At 70.3% G+C, this 1,068-nt stretch carries 1 protein-coding gene; it reads left to right on the plus strand.

Translation table 11 applies throughout. The annotated features are described in order from the left end of the window. Positions 1-108: 108 nt before the first annotated feature. Positions 109-1,065 carry an IS481 family transposase gene (locus ACIRVH_RS46500; RefSeq protein ID WP_403967202.1) on the plus strand — a complete coding sequence of 319 codons (957 nt, stop codon included), beginning with the start codon at positions 109-111 and terminating at the stop codon, positions 1,063-1,065. Positions 1,066-1,068: the final 3 nt, after the last annotated feature.

The following is a 1,068-nucleotide window of genomic DNA, read 5'->3' on the forward strand; positions in this document are numbered from 1 at the left end:
GCCCTAGGTGTATTGATCACGAGCGTTGTTGACACTGGCTGGGCTTGATCATGGCGAAGACCTCCGGTGTGGTGGAGCTGTCTAGGAACACACCGCACGGAGGTCTTCGTGTCCCACCGTAATGCCCGGCTGACCGTTCACGGCAGGCGGTTGCTCGTCGAGCGTGTCGGCGCCGGCCGCCCCGTCGCCCACGTCGCCGCAGAGATGGGTATCTCCCGCGCCACGGCGCACAAGTGGGTCCGCCGCTGGCGAGCCGAGGGCGAGGCAGGCCTTGCCGACCGCTCCAGCCGGCCCCGCACGACACCGCATCGAACCCCGGCAGCCGTGGAAGCCCGGGTGTGCCGGCTGCGTCAGGACCGCAAGCTCGGGCCCGCCCGCCTCGGCCCGATCCTGGGCCTGCCCGCCTCGACCGTCCACCGGGTCCTGGCCCGGCACGGCCTGAACCGGCTCGCCCACCTGGACCGGCCCACCGGCCAGGTCATCCGCCGCTACGAACGCGACCGGCCCGGCGAACTCGTCCACGTCGACGTGAAGAAACTGGGCCGGATCCCCGACGGCGGCGGCCACAAGGTCCTGGGCCGCCAGGCCGGCCGCACCACCCGCAACAGCATGGGCTTCGACTACGTCCATTCCGCCGTCGACGACCACTCCCGCCTGGCCTACAGCGAGATCCACGCGGACGAGAAGGCCGCCACCTGCGCCGGCTTCCTCCGCCGGGCCGCAGCGTTCTTCCATACGGCCGGCATCACCCGGATCGAACGGGTCCTGACCGACAACGCCTGGCCCTACCGCAAGAGCTTCGCCTGGCAGCAGGCGCTTGCCGGCCTCGGCGCGGTCGGCAAGCTCACCCGCCCCTACCGGCCGCAGACCAACGGCAAGGTCGAACGCTTCAACCGCACCCTGCTCGACGAGTGGGCCTACATCCGCCCCTACACCAGCAACGACGAGCGAACCCAGGCCCTGGCAGACTTCCTCCACACCTACAACCACCACCGCTGCCACACCGCACTGGGCGGCCGGCCACCCATCAGCCGTGTGAACAACCCTGCGGGTCAATACACCTAGGGC

It is taken from the genome of Streptomyces sp. NPDC101165 (assembly GCF_044768135.1).
Taxonomy (GTDB): Bacteria; Actinomycetota; Actinomycetes; order Streptomycetales; family Streptomycetaceae; genus Streptomyces.